This is a genomic window from Sulfitobacter aestuariivivens (assembly GCF_014763045.1).
Taxonomy (GTDB): domain Bacteria; phylum Pseudomonadota; class Alphaproteobacteria; order Rhodobacterales; family Rhodobacteraceae; genus Sulfitobacter; species Sulfitobacter aestuariivivens.
This window is the reverse complement of sequence record NZ_JACTAG010000001.1, coordinates 991806-1013359: the sequence shown is the minus strand read 5'-3', so window position 1 is coordinate 1013359 and position 21554 is coordinate 991806. Positions and strand designations below refer to the sequence as shown.

The 21554-nt window shown below is 58.1% G+C and carries 21 protein-coding genes and 1 tRNA gene; 10 read left to right on the top strand and 12 right to left on the bottom strand.

Annotated features, from left to right (window positions below; genetic code table 11):
- Window positions 1-12 precede the first annotated feature (12 nt).
- Both H9Q16_RS05045 and H9Q16_RS05040 read left to right on the top strand, forming a co-directional pair.
- Window positions 13-89, top strand: a tRNA-Arg gene (locus H9Q16_RS05045).
- Between the two features lie 179 nt (window positions 90-268).
- Complete coding sequence (locus tag H9Q16_RS05040) at window positions 269-1027, top strand: calcium-binding protein (RefSeq protein WP_191074252.1); 759 nt, start codon at window positions 269-271, stop codon at window positions 1025-1027.
- Between the two features lie 84 nt (window positions 1028-1111).
- On the opposite strand, the gene mepK is transcribed toward H9Q16_RS05040, so the two are convergent.
- Entirely contained in the window at window positions 1112-1681 is a 570-nt protein-coding gene (gene mepK / locus H9Q16_RS05035) for a peptidoglycan L,D-endopeptidase MepK (RefSeq protein ID WP_191074251.1), read from the bottom strand.
- Between the two features lie 331 nt (window positions 1682-2012).
- Here mepK and H9Q16_RS05030 point away from each other — a divergent pair, with 331 nt between their 5' ends.
- Genes H9Q16_RS05030 through H9Q16_RS05015 form a run of 4 tightly spaced genes read left to right on the top strand, consistent with a single transcriptional unit; the run spans window position 2013 to window position 6254 of the window.
- Window positions 2013-3629, top strand: a complete 1617-nt coding sequence (locus H9Q16_RS05030; RefSeq protein ID WP_191074250.1) for a L,D-transpeptidase family protein — start codon at window positions 2013-2015, stop codon at window positions 3627-3629.
- A 31-nt stretch (window positions 3630-3660) separates the two neighbouring features.
- Window positions 3661-4752 carry a UDP-3-O-(3-hydroxymyristoyl)glucosamine N-acyltransferase gene (gene lpxD / locus H9Q16_RS05025; RefSeq protein WP_191074249.1) on the top strand — a complete coding sequence of 364 codons (1092 nt, stop codon included), beginning with the start codon at window positions 3661-3663 and terminating at the stop codon, window positions 4750-4752.
- A gap of 36 nt (window positions 4753-4788) precedes the next feature.
- Window positions 4789-5049, top strand: a complete 261-nt coding sequence (locus tag H9Q16_RS05020) for an acyl carrier protein (protein WP_191074248.1) — start codon at window positions 4789-4791, stop codon at window positions 5047-5049.
- Window positions 5046-6254, top strand: coding sequence for a beta-ketoacyl-[acyl-carrier-protein] synthase family protein (locus H9Q16_RS05015; RefSeq protein WP_191074247.1), 1209 nt, complete (start codon window positions 5046-5048; stop codon window positions 6252-6254). The genes H9Q16_RS05020 and H9Q16_RS05015 overlap by 4 nt, the downstream gene beginning before the upstream one ends.
- A gap of 55 nt (window positions 6255-6309) precedes the next feature.
- On the opposite strand, the gene H9Q16_RS05010 is transcribed toward H9Q16_RS05015, so the two are convergent.
- Both H9Q16_RS05010 and H9Q16_RS05005 read right to left on the bottom strand, forming a co-directional pair.
- Window positions 6310-6780 (bottom strand): P-loop nucleotide/nucleoside kinase family protein, encoded by a 471-nt coding sequence (locus tag H9Q16_RS05010; protein ID WP_343067820.1) that lies wholly within the window; start codon window positions 6778-6780, stop codon window positions 6310-6312.
- Between the two features lie 162 nt (window positions 6781-6942).
- Window positions 6943-7575 (bottom strand): invasion associated locus B family protein, encoded by a 633-nt coding sequence (locus tag H9Q16_RS05005; protein ID WP_191074245.1) that lies wholly within the window; start codon window positions 7573-7575, stop codon window positions 6943-6945.
- A gap of 445 nt (window positions 7576-8020) precedes the next feature.
- Between H9Q16_RS05005 and H9Q16_RS05000 the strand changes: the two genes are divergently transcribed.
- Window positions 8021-9574, top strand: coding sequence for a helicase HerA-like domain-containing protein (locus H9Q16_RS05000; RefSeq protein ID WP_191074244.1), 1554 nt, complete (start codon window positions 8021-8023; stop codon window positions 9572-9574).
- Here H9Q16_RS05000 and H9Q16_RS04995 read toward each other — a convergent pair.
- From H9Q16_RS04995 to H9Q16_RS04965, 7 genes are all read right to left on the bottom strand, one after another.
- Window positions 9561-10298, bottom strand: coding sequence for a LytTR family transcriptional regulator DNA-binding domain-containing protein (locus H9Q16_RS04995; protein WP_191074243.1), 738 nt, complete (start codon window positions 10296-10298; stop codon window positions 9561-9563). The two genes, H9Q16_RS05000 and H9Q16_RS04995, sit on opposite strands and share 14 nt — an antisense overlap.
- 370 nt (window positions 10299-10668) lie before the next feature.
- The gene (locus H9Q16_RS04990) at window positions 10669-11973 is read right to left on the bottom strand and encodes a branched-chain amino acid ABC transporter permease (protein WP_191074242.1); all 1305 of its coding nucleotides are present in this window, start codon (window positions 11971-11973) and stop codon (window positions 10669-10671) included.
- Window positions 11970-12980, bottom strand: a complete 1011-nt coding sequence (locus H9Q16_RS04985) for a branched-chain amino acid ABC transporter permease (RefSeq protein ID WP_191074241.1) — start codon at window positions 12978-12980, stop codon at window positions 11970-11972. Before H9Q16_RS04985 ends, H9Q16_RS04990 begins: the two co-directional genes overlap by 4 nt.
- Window positions 12981-12983: 3 nt before the next feature.
- Window positions 12984-13805, bottom strand: coding sequence for an ABC transporter ATP-binding protein (locus H9Q16_RS04980; RefSeq protein ID WP_191074240.1), 822 nt, complete (start codon window positions 13803-13805; stop codon window positions 12984-12986).
- A gap of 1 nt (window position 13806) precedes the next feature.
- Window positions 13807-14361 (bottom strand): hypothetical protein, encoded by a 555-nt coding sequence (locus H9Q16_RS04975; protein WP_191074239.1) that lies wholly within the window; start codon window positions 14359-14361, stop codon window positions 13807-13809.
- A complete protein-coding gene (locus H9Q16_RS04970) occupies window positions 14358-15140 on the bottom strand; it encodes an ABC transporter ATP-binding protein (protein ID WP_191075162.1) in 783 nt (260 codons plus the stop codon). The genes H9Q16_RS04975 and H9Q16_RS04970 overlap by 4 nt, the downstream gene beginning before the upstream one ends.
- 126 nt (window positions 15141-15266) lie before the next feature.
- Complete coding sequence (locus H9Q16_RS04965) at window positions 15267-16457, bottom strand: ABC transporter substrate-binding protein (protein WP_191074238.1); 1191 nt, start codon at window positions 16455-16457, stop codon at window positions 15267-15269.
- A gap of 180 nt (window positions 16458-16637) precedes the next feature.
- Between H9Q16_RS04965 and H9Q16_RS04960 the strand changes: the two genes are divergently transcribed.
- Together H9Q16_RS04960 and H9Q16_RS04955 are read left to right on the top strand one after the other, a co-directional pair.
- Window positions 16638-17735, top strand: a complete 1098-nt coding sequence (locus tag H9Q16_RS04960) for a PQQ-dependent sugar dehydrogenase (protein WP_425507683.1) — start codon at window positions 16638-16640, stop codon at window positions 17733-17735.
- A 10-nt stretch (window positions 17736-17745) separates the two neighbouring features.
- Window positions 17746-18162, top strand: a complete 417-nt coding sequence (locus H9Q16_RS04955) for a hypothetical protein (RefSeq protein ID WP_191074237.1) — start codon at window positions 17746-17748, stop codon at window positions 18160-18162.
- 22 nt (window positions 18163-18184) lie between these two features.
- On the opposite strand, the gene H9Q16_RS04950 is transcribed toward H9Q16_RS04955, so the two are convergent.
- Complete coding sequence (locus tag H9Q16_RS04950; protein WP_191074236.1) at window positions 18185-19189, bottom strand: GlxA family transcriptional regulator; 1005 nt, start codon at window positions 19187-19189, stop codon at window positions 18185-18187.
- A 195-nt stretch (window positions 19190-19384) separates the two neighbouring features.
- Here H9Q16_RS04950 and H9Q16_RS04945 point away from each other — a divergent pair, with 195 nt between their 5' ends.
- On the top strand, window positions 19385-20755 hold the full coding sequence (locus H9Q16_RS04945; RefSeq protein ID WP_191074235.1) for a class II 3-deoxy-7-phosphoheptulonate synthase: 1371 nt from the start codon (window positions 19385-19387) through the stop codon (window positions 20753-20755).
- A gap of 70 nt (window positions 20756-20825) precedes the next feature.
- Here H9Q16_RS04945 and H9Q16_RS04940 read toward each other — a convergent pair whose 3' ends face one another.
- Entirely contained in the window at window positions 20826-21536 is a 711-nt protein-coding gene (locus H9Q16_RS04940; protein WP_191074234.1) for a PAS domain-containing protein, read from the bottom strand.
- Window positions 21537-21554: the final 18 nt, after the last annotated feature.

Sequence of the window (21554 nt, the reverse complement as noted above, 5' to 3'; positions counted from 1 at the left end):
TAGCGGTGGCGTGGACCATTAGCTCAGCTGGATAGAGCGCTGCCCTCCGAAGGCAGAGGCCAGAGGTTCGAATCCTCTATGGTCCGCCATTCCCCTAATTTTTGAGCCTGTACCCCATCCTTGATTGACCACGATCGCTGGACAGAAGGTATCATTCCTGCGGATTTTCGACCATAAGTGTAGGAATACCCGCCCCAATTGCCGTCAAACTGGACACGATTGTGGTTTCCTGAGACGGTTCGCCCGTTGTTAGTGATTAGGCGTTGTTATGGAAATTCTTGTTCTATTGGCCGGATTCATCGGCCTGGCCGGACTGATGGGCTCAGGCGACAGCGGTGACGAGGATGGACCAGACGCAGAGACGCCACCAGAAACAACAGGCGCCACCGTGATCGAGGGAACTGATGCAACTGACATCCTTCAGGGCGCGTCGGCGGATGAATTCATCAATGGTCTGGGCGGCAATGACGTTATCGCGGGAAATGGCGGGAACGACACCCTTGTCGGGGATGATGCTGATCCGGCGATTGGATTCAAGGATGACGGCAATGACACCCTGTTGGGCGGGCTTGGTGACGATGTGATGTGGGGCAATGGCGGGAACGACGTCTATATCGGCGGCGCGGGGGATGACGAGATCATCGATTTCGATTTGCCGGGCCTGCAAAGCGCCAACATCAGCCAGGTTGATGGCGGGCCGGGTGATGATACGATCTTTGTGGACAACGGCAGCACAATTACCGGGGGTGAGGGGGCGGATCAGATCAGCATTTACACCGCGTTGAATGACACGCAGGTGACGGAGATCACCGACTTCGATCCGGCTGAAGATACACTTGCCCTGATCTTGGAAGCCGGTGCTCAGCTTAGCGGGCAGGTGACAATCGAGACAAGCGATGGGGTCTCTGAAGTCAGGCTTGGGCAGCATCTGCTGGCGCAGGTCAGTCACGGGCCTGGTGTGCTGGATGTGCAGGTCATCTCAACAGAGGAGGCGCTGGCACAGTTCAATCTGTCTGCCGCGCCGTGAACGCGGTCGGCGACCAAGCAGGTACAAAAGAAAAAAGCGCCATGGCGGCGCTTAGATCAAAATCTGAGACCGAGTATCGGACTGTTATCCGCCCCAGGTCCGCACCTGACCGCAATCCATGTGGACAAAGTTGGAGCCGGAATACCGGCCCACACCGCCGCCACGGCAAGCCGCCGCGGCCTTGGCCATCTGACCGACAGACCGCGACGAAAGCCGAAGGTCAGCAGCCTGACCGCGCATATGAAGGGAATTCTTGGCGACTCCACGCGACCGTGACCGCAGCATCGCGTTTGTCTTCGGGCTGCGATAGCCGGACAAGAGCATATATGGCTCGTTCACATCCAGCAGGTTATGGGCGGCTGCCATGATGTCTACTGTGCGCAGGTCGATAGACTTGACCCCATCCGTGCGCCAGTCGCGCATGAAGTAGTTCACTTCCTTCACCGCGTCTTTGATGTATTTGCCTTCGATCCAGTAGATCATGTCGATCCGTTCACCGGTACGACCGGAATACATCCGGATCCGGCGAATATCACCGCCGCCGCGCAGGAACCCTGCTGCGTTGGAAAATGTCGGAGCTGCCGTGATGGTTGTTGCTGCGAATGCACCCAAGAGGGCGCGCCGGGTCATGCCCGAAGAGCTATTGCCTGCCATGGTTTCTCGTCCCGTCGTCTGCCTGTGTGACCCGTGATGTTACACGGGCACTTCATCTCATCCCCAGATGCAACATTCTTATGGCATAGCGTGATTCTTGAACCAAGTGCTGAATCAGAAAGGTTCCATGAATATGCAAATTTCGGCGAATTTTTGCGCAATGCGTGATGAGTTGTTAATCGCCGGTTCGGAAATAGGGTGCTTTTTTCGCACCAGTTTGCGGTGTATGGGGGTCCGAAACACCGCCAGACGTCATTGTGATTAGACATGCGTTCAATGGTCCGGAACACTTGAGACATAGCAAGTAAATCGCGCATTTAAGGGGAAATCGATGACAGGCATCCGGGCAAGACGTGGCAGCATTCTGGCCGTTTCTTCACTTGTTCTGGGGGTCTGGCTTTATGTCGCCCCAACACCTGCTGTCGCAGAGGTCACGGCCTTCAAACAGGCGGTGGCAGAGGCTGCCGCGCGGGATGACGATATCGCGGCGTTTTACAGAGCCAACAAATTTGCGCCGATCTGGACTGGCCCGGGCGAGGCGGATCGCATGCGTCGGGCTGAGCTACTTCGGGCCATCAGGGGTGCTGCGGATCACGGCCTTCCGGTCAGCCGTTATGACCCTGCCGCCCTGATCGCGCGCCTGAGTGCCGTGCGCACCGCGCGTGACCGGGGACTGGCCGAAGTTGAGATGAGCCGCGTTTTCGTTCAGTTCGCGCGCGATATGCAGACCGGGATCATCGCCGATCCCAAGCGGATTGACAGCGCCATCAAACGCGAGATCCCGCAGCGAGACCGCACCGCCTATCTGACCGATTTCGCAAATGCGCGTCCTGCCGCTTTTTTCCGTGCGCTGCCGCCACGCAGCATGGAATACAACGCCCTTCTCAAGGAAAAGGTCGAGATGGAAGCCCTGCTCAGCAGGGGCGGCTGGGGGCCGAAGGTGCCTGGAAAATCGCTTGAGCGCGGCGACAAAGGGCAACCCGTGATTGCCCTGCGCAACCGCCTTTATGCGATGGCGTATCTGCCGCGGTCCAACACAATGGTCTATGATCAGGCCATCACAGACGCGGTCATCGAATTTCAGATTGCGCACGGCCTGAACCCGGACGGCAAGGTCGGCCCTGCAACCATGGCGCAGATCAACACCAGCGTCGAAAAGCGCCTGCAATCCGTCATGGTCGCGCTTGAACGCGAACGCTGGTTCAATACGGACCGTGGCAAACGGCATATTCTTGTGAATATCCCCGACTTTTCGGCCAAGATCATAGATGACGGCAAGGTGACGTTCTACACCCGCTCCGTTGTCGGTGCGCGTGACCCAGACCGGGTCACACCGGAATTTTCGGACGTGATGGAACATATGATCGTGAACCCAAGCTGGTTCGTCCCACGGTCGATTGTGACCAAGGAATACCTGCCATCGATGAAGCGGAACCCGAACGCGGCGAGCCACCTGGTGATAACAGATCGCCGCGGCCGCAAGGTCAGCCGGTCATCGATCAATTTCAGTCAGTACACTGAACGCAATTTTCCCTATGCGATGCACCAGCCGCCCAGTCGTTCCAATGCGCTGGGTCTGGTCAAATTCATGTTTCCCAACAAATATAACATTTACCTGCACGACACCCCCGCCAAGAGCCTCTTTTCCCGCGATGTGCGTGCGTTCAGCCACGGCTGTATCCGCCTCGCGCAACCCTTTGATTTTGCGTATGCATTGCTGGCAGTCCAAGAGTCCGATCCCAAGGCCGCCTTCAAATCGGCCCTGAACACCGGGCGGGAGATCAAGATAAACCTGGTCGATCCTGTTCCGGTTCATTTGATCTACCGCACTGCGGTAACCAATGCGCGTGGCCATACTGAGTATCGTGCCGATATCTACGGGCGGGATGCGCGGATCTGGTCGGCGCTGACCAAAGCAGGGGTGGTCTTGGGCGGCTTGGGCAGCTAATCCTTTCCCCGTCTGAACCGGGGATGCAACCATGGCCTACACAATCGCTGAACTCGGCAAAGCTCTGGGTGTCCCTGCGGTGGGCGACACAGCCATGCGCATCACCCGACTTTCCGAGCCTGCAAGCGCGGGACCGGATGATCTCGCACTTGCCATGACGCCCAAGTTCGCGCAGGCCATTCCTGAAGGGGATGCGCGTGCCGCGCTCTTATGGGCAGAGGCCGATTGGCAAGCCTTGGGACTGCGTGCGGCGCTCATGCCAGAACGGCCCCGCTATGCGATGTCTTCGCTGACAGAGATGCTTGATCAGGGACAGGGATTTGCGCCGGGCATACATCCCTCAGCAGTAGTCGATGCCGCCGTCGACATCGGCGACAACGTCAGCATCGGTCCTTTCTGCGTGATATCGGCTGGCGCCAGGATTGGTGATGGCAGTGTCATTGGCCCTCATTGTTTCATCGGATGGGACAGCACGCTAGGGCAGCAGGCGTTCTTGCGTGAACACGTGAGCATCGGGGCCCGGGTCAGCATCGGAGATCGCTTTATTGCGCAACCCGGTGTGCGTATCGCCGGGGATGGCTTTTCCTTCGTCACGCCCGAGAAAAGTGCGGTCGAGGCCGCGCGCGCCACTCTCGGGGATCAGGGAGACGCCAAGGCGCAAGGCTGGCATCGCATTCACTCGCTGGGGTCCGTGACAATCGGCGACGACGTAGAAGTCGGCGCGAATTCCACCATCGACTGCGGGACCGTGCGCGATACGCGCGTGGGCAACGGCACAAAGATCGACAGCCTTGTTCAAGTGGGCCACAACGCCGTTGTTGGTGACAATACGCTGCTATGCGCGCAAGCGGGGGTCGCGGGGTCATCGGTCATTGGCAATAATGTGGTGCTGGGCGGCCAGACCGGGGTCAGTGACAATATCTTTGTCGGTGATGGTGTGATTGTCGGAGGGGGCTCTAAAGTGCTGTCGAATGTACCGGCAGGCCGGACCATGCTTGGCTACCCGGCCACTGCGATGGATCGGCAGATGGACATCTACAAGGCACAGCGCCGTTTGCCCAAGTTGCTGCGCGATGTCGCGGCCCTGCGAAAGGCTGTTTTCAAATCCGACAAGGATGACTAAATCAAGCGCAACTCAGCCAAGCCGGAGCAGGTTGCCATGGACACCAAGGATCAGGTCATCGCCATCATTGCCGAACAGGCTTTGCTTGAGCCTGCGGATGTCGCGCTGGACAGTACGCCCGAGGATTTGGGAATCGACAGCCTTGGCCTTGTCGAAAGCATTTTCGCCATAGAAGAGGCCTTTGACATCAATGTGCCATTCAACGCGAACAACCCGGCCGAGTCAGACTTTGACATTACTAATGTCGCCAGCATCATCGCCGGGATCGAGCGACTGAAGGCCGAGCAAGACAAATGAAGCGCGTCGTCATCACCGGTGCGGGCACAATCAACGCGCTGGGACATTCGGTGCCCGACACGCTGCAGGCCATGCGCGAAGGTGTCTGTGGCATAGGCCAACTGGATTTTCGCGATGTTGATCGTCTGCAGATCCAGATCGGCGGCCAGGTGCGCGGTTTTGAGGCCGAAGGGCGCTATAACCGGCAGCAGATCTCCCTCTACGACCGCTTCACCCAGTTTACGCTGGCCGCAGCGAAGGAGGCGATCGAACAATCAGGCCTCACCTTCTCGGGGGAACTGGCCGCGCGGTCTGGTGTCGTGCTGGGCACCGCGGGCGGTGGCGTATCGACCTGGGATGACAATTACCGGCTGGTCTACGAGGAGGGGAAAAACCGGGTGCATCCCTTTGTGGTCCCCAAGCTGATGAACAACGCCGCAGCAAGCCATGTAAGCATGGAATGGAACCTCAAAGGGCCGTCCTTTACCGTGGCCACCGCCTGCGCTTCGTCCAATCACGCGATGGCGCAGGCCTTTGCCATGGTGCGATCCGGGATGAGCCCAGCGATGATCACAGGGGGGTCGGAAAGCATGCTGTGCTTTGGCGGGGTCAAGGCATGGGAAGGCCTGCGCGTGATGAGCCGCGATGCCTGCCGCCCGTTTTCTGCCAATCGCAACGGCATGGTCCAGGGCGAAGGGGCCGGTATTTTCGTCTTTGAAGAGATGGAGCATGCGCGCGCCCGCGGTGCCGAAATTCTGTGCGAAGTGGCAGGTTACGCCATGTCCTCGGATGCGGCGGACATCGTCATGCCCTCCAAGGCCGGTGCCGCGCGCGCGATGTCGGGTGCGCTGGCAGACGCACGGATTAACGGTGATGACGTTGGCTATATCAACGCACACGGCACCGGCACCGCGGCCAATGACAAGACCGAATGCGCCGCTGTCGCCGATGTCTTTGGGCCACACGCGGATCAGTTGATGATATCGTCAACCAAGTCCATGCATGGTCATCTGATCGGCGGCACCGGCGCGGTTGAGCTTTTGGCCTGCATCATGGCGCTGCGCGACGGGATCGTGGCCCCAACCATTGGATACGAGGAACCTGATCCCGAATGCGCGCTCGACGTGGTTCCGAACGAGGCGCGCGAGGCTAAGGTGACCGTCGCTCTTAGCAATGCGTTTGCGTTTGGCGGGATGAATGCGGTGCTGGCGCTTCGGCGCGTATAGAGAAGATGTCAGCCAATGCGGCCCCGGGCGCGTCTTTGCGCCGCGACAGATAATGTCAGCCGTCCCACCTGTGCAGAACGATATCAAACCCTTCGTCAGCCGTCGGGGGGGCATAGTGCCGGACGATCTGGCGGAACTGGTCTTCGGTCACCGAAAACGGATGTTTTCCACTTTTGTTGCGCGCCTGCAGTCGTTCAAGGCAGACCTCATCGGGTACATCCAGAACATGCAGTTTGTTGGCCGCGTCTGTCTGCTGCAGAATGCCGTGCATCCATTTGCGGGTCTCCACAGTATTGGCCGGAAAATCCAAGACCACAGATACGCCCGCCTGCAACAACCCGCCGACGTGAGGTCCCATGATCGCACGCAGTTTTCTTGCGTACTGCACATAGTCCGCGACAGTGTGCATTTGATCAGAATATAGCCCGCTCAACCACACATCTTCCGAGATCAAGACAGTTCCGGGCACGCGTGAAAGTTTTGACGTAAGTGTTGATTTGCCAGAGGCTGGCTTGCCGCAGAGCATGTGAAGGATTGGGGGCTCATATGACATGGTAGGCGGTCTGTGTTTTCGGCGAATACGATGTCCGATATCAAGCCGTCATGCCAAAAGGACGTCAAGCGGCATATCAAACGAAAAAGGCCGCCCGGTCAGAGCGGCCTTTCGAATGCTACAGCTCTCAGCGAATTACTGATCGATCACCGAAACCTGATTGAACCCGCGCGTGAACCCATCAAGCGAAAGCGTCAGTTCAACCTTCTGATCAGGTGCAAGGGCAGGCACAATCGTGACGACCGCCTGCTTGCCTCGCTTGAAGGTGGCGACATCCCGTTCGGTGAGACCAAGGCGGACATAACAGCCAACCGGGTTGCAAAACGCGAATGGATAGCGCTGTGCCTTGCCACCGTCGACCGCGATATTCATCTGCGCGGGCAGGGAAGTTTCAAGCGGAACCACGATCGTCGCACCTGCGACAGCCTTGCCTCCGCCGGGAAGCCGGAAAAGCGACACTTCGGCGACCGGGTTGCCCTGTCCGTCATCCAGCAACTGATACATCTGGCAGGGCTCGTCCCCCTCCGCTGTTTTCAGGCAGCGCATCTCCCAGGAACCCACGACCTCTCTGGTGTAGGGTTTGCCCAATTCTGGATCTTGTTCGGCATCTTCCCCCAGGCTCAGCTGGCTCTCGATTTGCGACGCTGTGTCCGACTGGTCTGCGTCAGCGGTCTCTTCTGTTGTTGTGCTGCTTTGTGCAAACACCGCTGCAGGGGCCGAAAGGGCGAGGACGGCAGCCAGGGGCAGGGCGGTAATAAACTTGCTCATGTCAATTCCACGTTTGTTGCTTTGCTGTCGTTTAACATGAACCGCACCGGATGTCAGTGCGGATTGCCAGTAAATTGATCGCATCAGGGGCGAATTTCTGCTGATCGGCTGAAAGGCCTTCAGAACAGAAAAAGAGGACGCAGGGCGTCCTCTTTCGCATGGTATTCTCCCCGTCGGACTGGGCCGACTTATTGACGCGACGTTACGAAAGCACACCGCGTCGGTCAACCGAAAAAGCGTCGTTTTTCGACAAAAATTGTTAGCGCAAACATTGACTTAAAGAGAGCGAGAAAAAGGGCCGCGCACAAGGGCGCGGCCAGTCTGACAGGGAGGAAGTCACCCACCGGAACGGACATTCCGCGCGGGTCAATAAGACTATGGCACCGAAAAGTTAACTTTGTATGCTCACCCGAAGTGTTGATTGACCTGATCAAAGGATGTGCGCGTGACCCAGGATATTTTCATCGGCGGCGGTGGGCCGGACTATAGCACCAAACAATATCTCAATATTGGCTACGCCAACCGGCACGGTCTGGTCGCAGGGGCCACAGGGACCGGCAAGACCGTAACACTGCAGATCCTCGCCGAAGGGTTCGCGTCTCAGGGGGTGCCCGTGTTCTTGTCAGATGTAAAAGGCGACTTGTCCGGTCTGGCAAAGGCCGGGTCGCCAGATCACAAACTGCACGCGCCATTCATGGAACGTGCAGGCAAAATTGGATTTGACGACTATTCCTATGCCGCGTTCCCGGTGACGTTCTGGGACCTTTACGGCGAGCAGGGCCATCCGGTCCGCACCACCGTGTCGGAAATGGGACCGTTGCTGCTCTCGCAGCTTCTGGGATTAACAGAGGCGCAGGAAGGCATTCTTAACATAGCCTTTCGTATTGCGGACGAAGATGGTCTGCCGCTGCTGGACCTGAAAGATCTGCAATCCCTTCTTGTCTGGATCGGCGAACATTCCAAGGAGATCGCTTTGCGGTACGGCAACGTGTCCTCAGCGTCTGTCGGGGCGATCCAGCGCCGTCTGCTGGTGCTGGAAAATCAGGGGGCTGCGGATCTTTTCGGTGAACCGGCACTGGCGCTGGACGATCTGATGCGCACCGACACGGGCGGACGGGGCATAATCAACATTCTTGCCTCTGATAAACTCATGGCTGCACCCAAGCTTTATGCCACATTCCTGCTGTGGCTACTGTCTGAACTCTTTGAGGAATTGCCCGAGGTGGGCGACCCCGACAAACCCAAGCTGGTTTTCTTCTTCGATGAGGCACATCTGCTTTTCGACGATGCGCCTAAGGCTCTTGTCGACAAGGTGGAACAGGTCGCACGGCTGATCCGCTCCAAGGGGGTGGGCGTCTATTTCATCACGCAAAACCCGGCAGACGTTCCAGAGGATATCCTCGGCCAGTTGGGTAACCGCGTGCAACACGCCCTGCGGGCGTTTACGGCCAAAGATCGCAAGGAACTGCGCATGGCCGCGCAGACCTATCGTGAAAACCCCGCATTCGATACCGAAGAGGCAATTCGCGAGGTTGGCGTCGGTGAGGCGGTAACATCATTCCTGCAAAAGAAAGGGGTGCCCGGTATTGTAGAGCGTACGCTGGTCCGGCCTCCCTCATCGCAGCTGGGGCCAATCAACGACACAGAGCGTCAGGCATTAATGGCGACATCTGCAATGTCCGGCAAATACGACACCCGCCTGGACCGTGAAAGCGCCTTTGAAATGCTGCGCGCGCGCGCCGACAAGGCAGCCAAAGAAGCGGCAGAGGCCGAAGCAAAGGCCGAACAAGCCGAAACGCCCACCTTGCGCGAGTTCAACAACGCCCGACGCTATGCCGGAAAAGGGACCCGTGGTGGGACAACACCACGCAAGTCGACCCGCAAGGCCACGGAAACCTTTGGGGGCGCGGTTGCCTCGGTGGTCATCAAGGAACTCAAAGGCACCACCGGGCGTCGCATCGTGCGTGGAATCCTTGGCGGGCTTTTCAAGGGGCGCTGACGGCCACAGGTGCCCCGCCAAGCGCCTTCTCCACGTCCGGCAGGTAGGTCTTGCTGACGCTCAGTTCCCTGCCGTCCGATAGACGGACCCAGGTTCGGTGACCTTTGGAGCGGAGCTCCTGGAGATGGGCGCGTGCGACCCAATGTGATCGATGGATCTGAAGACCTTCCAGATCGGCCAGTTCCTGGATGGCATCACGCATGCGGATCAGGATCAGATGCTCGCCTTGTGTGGTGACCACCTCGACGTAATGGTCCTGCATGCTAAGCGATACGATGTCTTCGGGGCCGTCTTCAGACCGCGGGAGCCTTTTGTGAAAAGGTGTCTCAACCGGTGTGGCCGGGTCGGTCGTCTGATCAGCCTCAGGGTCGTCCCTCGGCCGCCAATACTCCACCAGCGCCATCAGAACACTGATGAATGCCACTTGCAGCCACAGCTCAATGAACTTGAGATTATCCAGGACCATACCGGGCGGATTCATGATCCGTTCGACAAAGGCCATCATCCCCAACCCCGGGATCGCGCCAATACACGCTCCGAGGGCAATACGCGTCGCCCGCGTCACATGATCCAGAAAGGAAAGGTTCAGAATCATCTGAACCGAGAAATGCACCATGAACCCGACGCCGATCAGGGTTGCTGTCCAGAACACCAGACGCGCAAACAACGTCTGGTTGTCGTAAGTGCCGAACGGTCCGAGAATCGTTAGAATCGCCAAGGCCACCAGGAAGCAGAAAGTCTTCCTGTGCCATGGGTTCATGTCGAAAAATTGGCGCATCGCGAAAATTAGAACTCCGAACTTTGACGCAGGTAAATTGTATTTTCACGAAAACGGTCTTGAAAACAAGGCGTATGAAAGGTTCTTTAGTGGCAATTGGCAAACGACGTTATCAGTTTCTAAGTGTTAGTACCCAAAAATTGCCAAGCCTGCGAGCCTGCTCCAATAATATGGGGGTTAACAGTCTCGCAGGCATTTTTTTGTCTATACCCACAGATTTGTACCGATCGTGCGGCGGCTCATAAGGTCCGGTTGCGCTCGCTCGCAACGCGCGCAGACAGCGCGTCTTGCTACCCGCAGCGCATCGTTGCACTCATCACTTTTCAGGTATTAATCCACGCGGGCTGAACCGTAGCACCAGCAGCAGTACCAGCCCCATCGTCAGCAGCCGCATGTGCGCCGCTGAATCGATTAGGTGATCCTTTAGCGCCGATCCCTCGGCCATGCCGGACGTGATCAGGTTCATCAGCCACAGGCCCATCGGCTCCACCTGAACCCACAGGAACCAGATCAGGAACCCGCCCAGAACTGAGCCAAGGTTGTTGCCAGAGCCGCCGACGATCACCATGACCCAGACCAGGAAGGTAAAGCGCAGCGGTTGATAGGTCCCCGGTGTCAGCTGGCTGTCCATGGTTGTCATCATGGCGCCGGCGATGCCGCAAATGGCAGACCCCAGCACGAAGACCTGTAGGTGCCGTGCGGTGACGTCTTTGCCCATCGCCTCTGCCGCGACCTCATTGTCGCGGATCGCCCGCAGCATCCGCCCCCAAGGCGAATGCAGGGCCCGTTGTGCCATCCACAGCAGGATCAACAACACGGCACCGAAAAGCAGAATGTACAGAACCTTGACCCACAGGGTAGACGCTTCAACGGGCGTAAACCCAAGGTTTGCTGCGCGTTCAACAAAGGCGGGGTCGTTCTGCAGATCGATCTCATAGGGGACAGGGCGCGGGACGCCGATCACGTTCTTGACGCCACGCGTCAGCCAGTCTTCGTTCTTAAGGACGGCAATGATGATTTCGGCGATGCCCAGCGTGGCGATGGCTAGGTAATCCGATCGCAGACCAAGCGCCGTCTTCCCAATGATCCACGCCGCACCGGCGGCAAACAGCCCACCGACAGGCCACGCCAGCAGCACAGGCCACCCCAATCCACCCAGATACCCGGTCTGAGCCGGATTAATAACCTCGATCCGCTCAACCGCCGGGTCCAGTATCGCGCGAAAGATAAAGAAGCCGGCCACCAAAATGGCGATCACTGTCATCGTCCGCAGCCACCCGCTGGTCATCTTCTTGACCGCAAAAATGGCCGCAAAGATTGTTCCAGCGCCCAGAATGAGGGCCGAAAGCACACCCCAGCCACCCGCAGAAAAGGCGCCTTCGGTTGGCGGCATCCCGATCAGCACGGCCGCCAGACCGCCCAGGGCAACAAACCCCATGATCCCGACGTTGAAGAGCCCCGCAAAGCCCCATTGCAGGTTCACGCCCAAGGCCATGACCGAAGAGATCAGTCCCATCGCAATGATCAACAAGGCCGAGTTCCAGCTTTGGGCAAATCCCACATAGGCGATCAGCAGGGCGACCCCGGCAAAGAGCATCGTTGTGCGCATCGTATCGTTCATACCGCTTGCCCCTTGAACAGTCCCGTGGGTTTGACCAGCAGCACAATCAGCAGAATGACAAAGCTGACGGCGAACTTGTAATCGGTACTCAGCAGCTGGACGAGGCCTGAAGGTTCCAGATTGTCAGGCATCAGATAGACAAGAACCTTTTTCCAGGCATAGGTGATCGTCACTTCGGAAAAGGCGATCACAAATCCACCAGCGATCGCCCCGATTGGATTGCCCAGGCCACCGACAATGGCGCTGGCAAAGATCGGCAACAATAGCTGGAAATAGGTAAAAGGCTTGAAACTCTTGTCGAGCCCGTAGAGTACCCCTGCAATGGTGGCGAGCCCCGCCACGATCATCCAGGTGATCATCACCACACGTTCTGGATTGATGCCGCTGAGCAGCGCCAGATCCTCGTTATCTGAATAGGCGCGCATCGATTTGCCGGACCGCGTCTTGTTGAGGAACCAAAAGAGCAGGATGACGACGATTACAGCCGTGACAATGGTGATCCCCTGCGTGGTTTTGAAGGCCAGTCCCTCGCGCAGTCCCGTCATCTCCTTAAAGTCGCGGGCCCGGATGATAAAGCGTTCACCATCAAGAAAGTTCTGATCATCCGCACCGATGATAAACCTGGTCAGGCCGTTGTAAATAAACGTGATTCCAAGGCTCACAATCACGAGGATCACAGGTTTCGCCTTTTTGGTGCGATAGAACTTGTAGACTGCGCGGTCCGTGCCCAAGAGCAGCAAAATGGTAAACCCAATGGCGAAGGGCAGGGTCAGCAGCGCCGTCGGCAGAGGGCCGAAACTGATCCCCCAGCTCTGGAAGAGCCACGTCAGCAACACCGCAGACATCGCCCCCATTGCCATGGTGTCGCCATGGGCAAAGTTCGAGAACCGCAGGATGCCATAAACCAGTGTCACCCCAAGCGCGCCAAGGGCAAGCTGGCTGCCATAGGCCACCCCGGGGATGAAGACGAAGTTGGCAAAGGCCACGATTGCGTTGAGAAAATCCATGCCTCAGCCCCCCAAAAAGCTCTTGCGCACTTCTTCATCCGCCAAGAGTTCCTTACCCGTCCCGGAATACGCATTCCGCCCTTGAACCAAGACATAGCCTTTGTCCGCTATTTCAAGAGCTTGCCGGGCGTTTTGCTCCACCATCAGGATCGGTATCCCTGTCCGGGCGACCTCAATAATACGGTCAAAAAGCTCATCCATCACGATCGGGCTCACCCCGGCCGTCGGCTCATCCAGCATCAGCACCTTGGGCTGTGTCATCAAAGCGCGCCCCACGGCGACCTGTTGTCGCTGCCCGCCTGATAACTCGCCCGCTGCCTGCAAGCGCTTTTCTTTCAGGATCGGAAACAGGTCGTAGACCTGGGCCATCGTGTCTGAAAAATCATCGGTGCGAATGAACGCTCCCATCTCCAGGTTTTCCTCGACCGTCATGGAGGTAAAGATGTTTGACGTCTGCGGAACGAACCCCATGCCCTTGGCCACTCGGTCTTGTGGGGAGAGACCGGTGATATCATCACCATCCAGCCGGACGGAGCCCTGCCGCATGTCCAGCATCCCGAAGATTGCCTTCATCCCGGTCGACTTGCCCGCGCCGTTCGGGCCGACAATTACAGCAATTTCGCCCTCGTCCACCGCAATGGTGCAATCGTGCAGAATATCGGGCCCATTGCCATACCCTGCCGTCATGCTGTCACCGACCAGAAACGCCTTGGCGGTATCCATCGCCTGCCGTGTGCCCGGTGACGGGGTCAGCGTGCCTTGCCCCTTGGGGTTGGTAATCGAGGCATCCTTGTTGCCGCGGTCGTCCTGATAAGGGTTGCTCATGTCAGCTTCTGTCCATGTTATCTAGAACTCCGTCGCAGGCATCGGGGTCAGAACAGTGATCATCAAGTATCTCGATCAAAGTGCGCGACAGAACCTGCATGCGCTCAATCTCCATCTCCACGGGGCCGTCCACATACAGCATGATCCGATGCGCCCTGACCTGGGCCAGAATGACGGCGCTCATTGTCTGTTCGCCCTCGATGATATCGCGCTGCAGTTGACGCAGAGCGCTGGTGTTGTTCGTCTCAATCAGGTCGCGGCGATAAATTTCAATGGGGCCGTTGCCCTCTTCCGTCACCCATTGCTGGTAGGTGTCGTATTGCTCTTCCAACGTGGTCAGGTGGTCGCCAATGTCATGTCCGGGGAATTCTTCGGTGAAGTTAAAGATCACATCACCCAGGAACATGGCCGTACCTTCCCCCTCGGGGTCCCATTCGGCGTCCGCCCATTCGCTGGCAGCACTGCACATCCACACATGTGTCGAAAGGGGCTGGCAGGCCAGCGCCAAGCAGGGCAGGGCCCAGAGGTACGCGGCGGCAACCAGCGCCCGCTTCATGCGCCGACCTTTTCTTTGTTTTTCAAGCCAGTACCCAGATATGCCTCGATCACCTGTTCGTTGGCCTTGATCTCGTCCAGCGTCCCTTCGGCCAGCACGCGCCCCTCGGCCATACAGATGACCGGGTCACATAGCCGTCCGATGAAATCCATGTCGTGTTCGATCACGACGAACGTATACGCACGCTCTTGATTCAGGCGGATGATCGCATCACCGATGGTATTGAGCAGGGTACGGTTCACGCCTGCGCCAACCTCGTCCAGAAACACGATCTTGGCATCCACCATCATTGTTCGCCCCAGCTCCAGCAGTTTTTTCTGCCCGCCCGAGACCTGTCCGGCTTTCTGTTCTGCCAGATGTTCGATTGTCAGGAATTCTAGAACCTCATCTGCCTTTGCCTGCAGCGCTCGTTCTTCGTCGGCAATGCGCTTGCGTCCAAACCAGGTGTTCCAAAGTGTTTCACCAGACTGGCCACCGGGCACCATCATCAGGTTCTCGCGGCAGGTCATCGACGAGAATTCATGCGCGATCTGGAAGGTCCGCAGCAAACCCTTGTGAAACAGCGTATGCGGCGGCAGGCCGGTGATATCTTCACCGTCCATGAAGACCTTGCCGGAGGTTGGTGGAAGAACGCCTGCGATCACGTTGAAAAGAGTGGTTTTTCCGGCTCCATTTGGCCCGATCAACCCGGTGATGGAGCCGCGGTCAATGGTTAGCGATGACCCATCCACCGCGTGAAAGCCGCCAAAATGTTTGTGGAGATCCTCCACGACGATCATGTGTTCGTCATTGTGGCCCATGCCACACCCCCTGCTGTCCCGCTTTTGCGGTTATCGTTCTTGGTCTTTTCTAAACGTACAGCCCGCACATGAATGCGGGCTGTACAATGACTTGATGGTCAAATCTTACTTGAAGCCGATCGTGGCGTTCTCGCCGTCCTTGACTTCGATCAGACGATAGGTGCCTGCCGCTTCGCCGGGTCCGATCAATTCAACCGCAGATGCACCCACATAGTCGACGTCTTCACCGTTCTTGATCAGCTCAAGCGCCTTGCCCAATTCACCGGGGTAGATTTCGGTGCCTGGCGCGTTGGCCACATCAAGGATGTGATCTTTGTAGTCACCCGGTTCCATGGAGCCAGCCTTCTGCATCGCCATCATGATCAGCGCTGCGGCATCATAGGCTTCAGGCGTGTAAGGCGAAGAGGCGTCAAAGTCGTCGCCTGCCATCTCGATCAATGTCTCGATGCCTTTGCCTTCGGAGCCTGCGATCTGGCCATAAGACCCGTTCAGGTCGGGACCAATGGTCTTGGGCAGGTTGTCTCCGATCATGCCACCGGGCAGACCGAATGTATCCCACGCGCCTGAATCGAGCGCAGCCTTGATGATGCCTGCACCCCCCTGATCAAGGTAGCCCGCAACAACCAGCAGGTCACCGCCGGCAGAGGCCAGTGCGCCCATTTCAGCCGAATAGTCGGCTTTGCCGTCTTCGTGCGCTGCAACGATGGTTACTTCGCCGCCGACAGCCTCAAACGAAGACTGGATCGCATCCGCGAGACCCTTGCCGTAGTCGTTGTTGGTATATGTCAGCGCGATGGATTCAATGCCGCGTTCCTGCAGCACTTCGGCCATCACTTCACCTTCGCGCGCATCGGACGGGGATGTGCGGAAAAACAGGCCGTTGTCTTCCATGGTCGTCAGGCCGGGCGAGGTCGCCGACGGCGAGATCATCACCATGCCGTTGGGGATCGCGACATTCTGCAGAACAGCGCCGGTCACACCGGAGCAATCCGCACCAACGATGCCTTTGACGCCCTCGGCGATCAGACGTTCGGCCGATGCCACGGCCATGCCGTTGTCGATGCAGCCTGAATCGCCGCGCGAGCTGGTGACGGTCGCGCCATCCAGCAGCATACCGCTGTCAGAGACTTCCTTCATCGCCAGTTCAGCACCAGCTGCCATCGGGCCGGTCAGCGATTCAATTGGCCCGGTAAAGCCATAAAGAACGCCCAGTTTGATTTCTTTCGCGTGGCCATCCGCCATCGCGGATGATGCCACAAGTGCGGCAGCCGTCGTGGCCAAAAGCATCTTTTTCATGTGTTTCTCCCTTGTTGGAACGTAATGTTCTGGCGGAAAGGTAGAGGGGCCGTTGCCAAAAGAAAAGCCACTTTTTCCCCGGCTGACCTTGCGTCCAAGACCTGTCGGACACGTTAGTTGGAAAATTCTCCGCAAGTGCCTACCTTTTGTGAAAGTGCTTTTCATTTCAGGGGATAATCCATGTTGTTAATGAAAAATTTCTCCATCGTCATCGCGGTAACCTTGCTGTCGGTATCGTCTTTTTCAGGTGCCGCAGCCCAGCAATCGGCTCAAATTGAAGGTGTTGTGCAAGGATTGGACACGCCCTGGGCCATCGCGCCGCTGCCACGGGGCGGTGTTCTTATCACCGAAAAGGACGGCAGGTTGTTGCTGGCCGACGGCCAGAACCTGCGCGAGGTGGCCGGCACGCCGAACAGTGATCTGAACGGGCAGGGCGGTCTGCTCGACATTACTCTGGCGCGTGATTTTGATCGCACCCGCACGCTCTTTCTGACCTACGCCAAGAAACAGCCCCGCGGCGCCGGTACGGCCATGGCCCGGGCGCGACTGTCGGATGACGGCACACGGCTGGAAGACTTGCAGGAACTCTTTGCGATGAAACCCGGGTCATCGGGGGGGCGTCACTTCGGATCTCGCGTGGTCGAGGCACCCGATGGCACGCTGTTTGTCACCATCGGGGATCGGGGTGATCGCCCGTCGGCTCAGGACCGCAGTGTGCACAACGGCTCCATTGTGCGCATCAACCGCGACGGCACGGTGCCGCGGGACAATCCATTTGTGGGGCAATCAGACATCCTTCCCGAGATCTGGTCATACGGGCACCGTAACCCGCAGGGCGCAGGGCTCGACCTTGACGGCACGCTTTGGACATCCGAGCACGGCGCGCGCGGTGGGGATGAGGTCAACAAGATCATCAAGGGGGCCAACTATGGTTGGCCGGTCATCTCCTACGGTCGTCATTATTCTGGCGGCAAGATCGGTGAGGGGACAGCCAAAGAGGGGATGCAGCAGCCCATGCATTACTGGGACCCCTCAATCGCGCCATCGGGCCTGTTGGTTTATTCGGGAAAGATGTTCCCGGACTGGCGCGGTCACATCTTTGTGGGCGCGCTCAAGTTCGATTACATCGCCCGGCTGGCGGGATTGCCCCTTAAAGAAGTGGATCAGATCAAGGGGCCGCAGACTGCACGTGTGCGCGACATTGTTGAAGGGCCGGACGGCGCCATCTGGTTTATTTCCGTAGGCAACGGTACGGTCTACCGCATTATTGCCCGATAGGAGATTTCAGATGCGGTTGCTTGGCCCCCTTATTGCGATGCTGTGCATGTTCAGCACGCCCGCGCTGGCACAAGACGAGTCGATTTTTGCGGACTACGACGCCTACGACGCTTTCGTGAACGAACGGATCATGGCGCGCGAGTTTGTCCCGCTTCTTCTGCGTCTTGGTGGGCGCAATGAATATACGGACGAAGAGATTGAGGAAAATCAGGCCCAGATGCGCCAGATCTGGCCGGTGGATTTCAAACGGGTCACCGTCTTTCGCGAGGTCGATCTGGGGGGCGGCGTCAGACAAGAGGGGCGGCTGTTCTGGGGGGATGCCGGTTATCTCTTTTACTATGCGCTTTTGCACCAGCGCGAAGATGCACTGGTGGTGCTGAACTTTCACGTCAACACCAACAGCAAACCGGTGATGGAACGGTTCTGAGGCCCGTCAGCCCGAAAGCACCCTAGATTGAAAGGCGCGCTGCGTGGCTGCCGCGTTCGCGGTAAGGCGTTGTTTCGTAATGCGCCCGGTAACACTTCGAGAAATGCGAGGGCGAGGCAAAGCCGCAGGCAAGTGCCACGTTGATCACCGACATATCCGTTTGCATCAGCAGGTTGCGCGCCTTTTGCAGCCGCAGTTCCATGTAGTATCGCTTGGGACTGCGGTTCAGATAGCGTCGGAACAACCGCTCGAGCTGTCGGGTGGACATGCCCACGTCCTTTGCCAGCACAGAGGGGCTGATTGGCTCTTCGATATTGCTTTCCATCATCTGGATGACCTGGCTCAGCTTTGGATGTCGCACGCCGATGCGCGTCGGCACGCTGAGCCTCTGGGTATCCTGATCGGTTCGGATTGACGAATAGATCAGCTGATCTGCCACCGAATTGGCCAGTTCTTCACCTTGTTCGTCAGCGATCAACTTGAGCATCAGATCGATCGACGATGTGCCGCCCGCTGTGGTCAGCCGGTTGCCATCGACAACAAAGACCGATTTGGTCAATTCAACGTCCTGAAACTCCTCGGAAAAACTATCCTGATTTTCCCAGTGTATGGTGGCCCGCTTGCCTTCCAGCAGACCGGCTTTGGCCAGTGTATAGGCCGCCGTACACAGCCCGCCGACCATCACGCCCTTGCGGGCCTCGCGGCGCAACCACCCGAGCAGTTTTTTGGTCGTGGCAGCCTGCACGTCGATACCGCCACACACCATGATCGTGTCGTCCCGCGACAATTCATCAAGGTCGCCATCAAGCGCAAAGACCGCGCCGGCAGAGCTGCGCATCACGTCTCCGCCCTCACCGATGATCCGCCAGCTGAATACATCGCGCCCGGCCATCCTATTGGTGATGCGCAAACACTCCACCGCTGACGCAAAGCTGAGCAAGGTAAAGTTGGCCTGCAGGACAAAGACAAACCGCTTGGGTTTGTCTTTGTCCTGATGGATCCGTGTGGCGGCGCGAACGTCAGACATAAACCGTCTTTCCTGAGCAGTGATTCAGGGCCGCGATGCACCAATAGCGACGCGACTTGGCGTAAACCTTGCTCACGCGCCTACGCCCGCGTCAAGAGGTCGAAATTGGGTTCTGGCCATGTACGCATAGTTTTCGTATAGGGATTGCTCTTGGTGGCGCTAACGTGATGCGCCACGTCGACGCGGAGATGGCAAATGACTCAATGGAGCAAATCAAGCTGGCGTGACAAACCGCGCATCCAGATGCCCGACTACCCCGATCAGGACGCCCTGAACGCGGTCGAGGCACAGCTTTCGCGGTATCCGGTGCTGGTATTCGCGGGCGAAGCGCGCCGCCTCAAGGCTCATCTCGCCGAAGCCAGCCGTGGCGATGCCTTCCTGCTGCAGGGAGGCGATTGCGCCGAAAGTTTTGAACAGTTCAGCTCGGACGGTATCCGCGACACGTTTAAGGTGATGCTGCAGATGGCGATGGTGCTGACCTATGGTGCCAAGGTTCCGGTGATCAAAGTGGGCCGCATGGCAGGCCAGTTCGCCAAGCCCCGCAGCGCCCCAACAGAGACCGTTGATGGTGTGGAATTGCCAAGCTACCGGGGCGATATCATCAACAAGCTCGATTTCACGCCCGAGGCGCGCATTCCTGCGCCCGCCAACATGTTGCAGGCCTATACACAGGCCGCCGCCACGCTGAACTTGTTGCGCGCTTTTTCCACAGGTGGTTTTGCCGACATGAGCCACGTGCATTCATGGACCTTGGGCTTTACCGACAGTAATGAGGTCGAAAAATACAGCCAGATTGCGACCCGCATTCAGGACACGATCGACTTCATGGCGGCCGCTGGCATTACCGGTGACACCACGCACGAGTTTTCGTCCGTGGAATTCTACACCAGCCACGAATCCCTTCTGCTGGAATATGAAGAGGCACTCACACGCCTTGATTCCACCTCCGGCAAATGGCTGGCGGGCTCCGGTCACATGATCTGGATCGGCGATCGCACGCGCCAGCCAGACGGGGCGCATGTGGAATTCGCCCGGGGCGTTCAGAACCCCATCGGCCTCAAGTGCGGCCCGACGATGGAAGTGGATGACCTCAAGAAACTGATGGCGACCCTGAACCCGGAAAACGAGGCGGGCCGCCTGACCCTGATCGCGCGCTTTGGCGCTGGATCGGTTGGCGACCACCTGCCGCGTCTGATCAAGGCGGTCAAGCAAGAGGGCGCGAACGTGGTCTGGACCTGCGATGCGATGCACGGCAACACAATCAAGTCGTCCTCGGGCTACAAGACCCGCCCGTTTGACGCGGTCCTGCGTGAAGTGCGCGAATTCTTTGGCGTTCACGCGGCCGAAGGTACGGTACCGGGGGGCGTCCACTTTGAAATGACAGGGCAGGATGTAACCGAATGCACTGGCGGCGTGCGCGCCGTATCTGATGAAGACCTGTCAGATCGTTATCATACTGCCTGTGATCCGCGTCTCAATGCCAGCCAGTCACTTGAACTGGCATTTCTCGTCGCTGAAGAATTGTCGTCGCGTCGGGGGCAAGAAGCGGCCAAGGCAGCGGGATAACAATCAGTCCCGATACACTACAGGGCATCGCACGCAGCGTCGTGCGGTGCCCTTTTGATTTGGGGCCCGCTTAGTCGTCCGATTTTATCAAACGCAGATAGGGCGGGCGCTTTTTTGCGCCGGACCCGTCGAACCTGTGCGCTGCATCCGCAAATCCAGGGTTCCTATCCGGGGCGGCAGGGTCGCTCACCCGTGATGGGGGCAATTGCGGTGGCAAGGTGACGGGCGCATGGCCAGGTACCAGAGGGTTGAAGTGTTGCGTTTCAATCTCGAAACGACGCGGTGTTCTGCCGATATCACCCTGTGTCACCAGGCACCCCAAAGCGCGGCTTACATCGCCGAGATCACTTTTGAGCGGCAGCAGGATCAGCTTGCCCGTGATCTCCGGCCGTCCGGAGGCAGCAGGCGCATGCAGGCTCAGCGCGCAGGTGGCCGGGGTCTGAAACATCTCTTCCAGCGCATCTGCAACACGGCGGCGCTGGTCAGGTGCAAAAAATGTCGTCAGCGGCATGCCCCGCACTTCCATCCCCATCAAATCGTTCAGATGGCTCCCTGCCACACGCAACCGCGCAACCCCCGCCGCGACACGCTCCAGAATAAAGGCATTTTCCAACGCCTTCTCAATGCCACGCGGGTTTATGTCGGATCGCTTGGGCAATAACCGACCCGCGCGTAATGCCTCCCAGTACGCTTCAACCTGAGAAACTGCGGCAAAGCCGGGGTCTGGCCTAAAATCTGTCATTGAAATGATATTCTGCGCCTTCTGCGATGACTTGTCCATGTAAGACCACCTCTGGTT

Bases quoted from the DNA above. Each gene is read 5' to 3' on its own strand.
- mepK (WP_191074251.1), bottom strand. From the start codon at position 1,681: ATGGCAGGCAATAGCTCTTCGGGCATGACCCGGCGCGCCCTCTTGGGT.
- H9Q16_RS04945 (WP_191074235.1), top strand. From the start codon at position 19,385: ATGACTCAATGGAGCAAATCAAGCTGGCGTGACAAACCGCGCATCCAG.
- H9Q16_RS05020 (WP_191074248.1), top strand. From the start codon at position 4,789: ATGGACACCAAGGATCAGGTCATCGCCATCATTGCCGAACAGGCTTTG.
- H9Q16_RS04965 (WP_191074238.1), bottom strand. From the start codon at position 16,457: ATGAAAAAGATGCTTTTGGCCACGACGGCTGCCGCACTTGTGGCATCA.
- H9Q16_RS04975 (WP_191074239.1), bottom strand. From the start codon at position 14,361: ATGAAGCGGGCGCTGGTTGCCGCCGCGTACCTCTGGGCCCTGCCCTGC.
- H9Q16_RS04985 (WP_191074241.1), bottom strand. From the start codon at position 12,980: ATGGATTTTCTCAACGCAATCGTGGCCTTTGCCAACTTCGTCTTCATC.
- H9Q16_RS04955 (WP_191074237.1), top strand. From the start codon at position 17,746: ATGCGGTTGCTTGGCCCCCTTATTGCGATGCTGTGCATGTTCAGCACG.
- H9Q16_RS04950 (WP_191074236.1), bottom strand. From the start codon at position 19,189: ATGTCTGACGTTCGCGCCGCCACACGGATCCATCAGGACAAAGACAAA.
- H9Q16_RS05010 (WP_343067820.1), bottom strand. From the start codon at position 6,780: ATGCTCTGCGGCAAGCCAGCCTCTGGCAAATCAACACTTACGTCAAAA.
- H9Q16_RS04980 (WP_191074240.1), bottom strand. From the start codon at position 13,805: ATGAGCAACCCTTATCAGGACGACCGCGGCAACAAGGATGCCTCGATT.
- H9Q16_RS04970 (WP_191075162.1), bottom strand. From the start codon at position 15,140: ATGATCGTCGTGGAGGATCTCCACAAACATTTTGGCGGCTTTCACGCG.
- H9Q16_RS04960 (WP_425507683.1), top strand. From the start codon at position 16,638: ATGTTGTTAATGAAAAATTTCTCCATCGTCATCGCGGTAACCTTGCTG.
- H9Q16_RS05030 (WP_191074250.1), top strand. From the start codon at position 2,013: ATGACAGGCATCCGGGCAAGACGTGGCAGCATTCTGGCCGTTTCTTCA.
- lpxD (WP_191074249.1), top strand. From the start codon at position 3,661: ATGGCCTACACAATCGCTGAACTCGGCAAAGCTCTGGGTGTCCCTGCG.
- H9Q16_RS04990 (WP_191074242.1), bottom strand. From the start codon at position 11,973: ATGAACGATACGATGCGCACAACGATGCTCTTTGCCGGGGTCGCCCTG.
- H9Q16_RS05040 (WP_191074252.1), top strand. From the start codon at position 269: ATGGAAATTCTTGTTCTATTGGCCGGATTCATCGGCCTGGCCGGACTG.
- H9Q16_RS05015 (WP_191074247.1), top strand. From the start codon at position 5,046: ATGAAGCGCGTCGTCATCACCGGTGCGGGCACAATCAACGCGCTGGGA.
- H9Q16_RS04940 (WP_191074234.1), bottom strand. From the start codon at position 21,536: ATGGACAAGTCATCGCAGAAGGCGCAGAATATCATTTCAATGACAGAT.
- H9Q16_RS05005 (WP_191074245.1), bottom strand. From the start codon at position 7,575: ATGAGCAAGTTTATTACCGCCCTGCCCCTGGCTGCCGTCCTCGCCCTT.